Source organism: Pseudoalteromonas sp. S558, from assembly GCF_005886635.1.
Lineage (GTDB): Bacteria > Pseudomonadota > Gammaproteobacteria > Enterobacterales > Alteromonadaceae > Pseudoalteromonas > Pseudoalteromonas aliena.
This window is the reverse complement of sequence record NZ_PNDU01000342.1, coordinates 1-691: the sequence shown is the minus strand read 5'-3', so window position 1 is coordinate 691 and position 691 is coordinate 1. Positions and strand designations below refer to the sequence as shown.

The window sequence follows — 691 nt, the reverse complement described above, 5'->3', positions numbered from 1 at the left end:
CATCACTTTTAGTTTAGGCACTGCCTCAACGTTACAATTAGTTATTGATATTGAACAAGGTCGTATGCCAAATTTAGATGCGGAAATTGGTAAACAGATTATTTTAGACTTTATTAACATAAGCTTCTGTACTGAAAAAATACAGACTAAATTCTCTTATTATCGAAATCCAAAACTCATGTATTTCAATACAGTAGACAGAGCCTACGCCAATCGAAAAGCACAAAATAAAGCCCACGATTTAATCCCTTGGGATGATGACTTTCATCTTAATGCTGATATGTCTTGCAAAATGTTAGAGGAGATAATTAAATGAAAAAATTCAGATGGCTAGGTATTTCCCTTACCTATACTAATCACCAATTTTACGTTACCTCCGCCCCTCATCAGCACGCCCTGAAAAATGATTTATCCGGAAAAACTAAACCTAATCACTCTGTGATAATTCTGAAAAATTCAATCCTTCACCTTGTAATCAACTAAAAATTGGGCTTGATTTAAAAAGTAATGGAACTCCAATTAAAAGGAATTTGATATGATTAAGCTCATAATTATCGTTGGCATATTGTTTTACTCACAAACTTACGCTGCCAATATTTTTCAACTACCTCAGCAATCCGCAAATACTAACTTAGCAGACATTGAGCCAAATCATCAGCCATGGGAGGCCGGTTCAATATACGTAGCTGGT

At 34.9% G+C, this 691-nt stretch carries 1 pseudogene; it reads left to right on the top strand.

Annotated features, from left to right (window positions below):
• Nucleotides 1–316 (top strand): annotated as a pseudogene (locus CWB66_RS18795) (chitodextrinase); the annotation flags it as partial.
• Nucleotides 317–691: the final 375 nt, after the last annotated feature.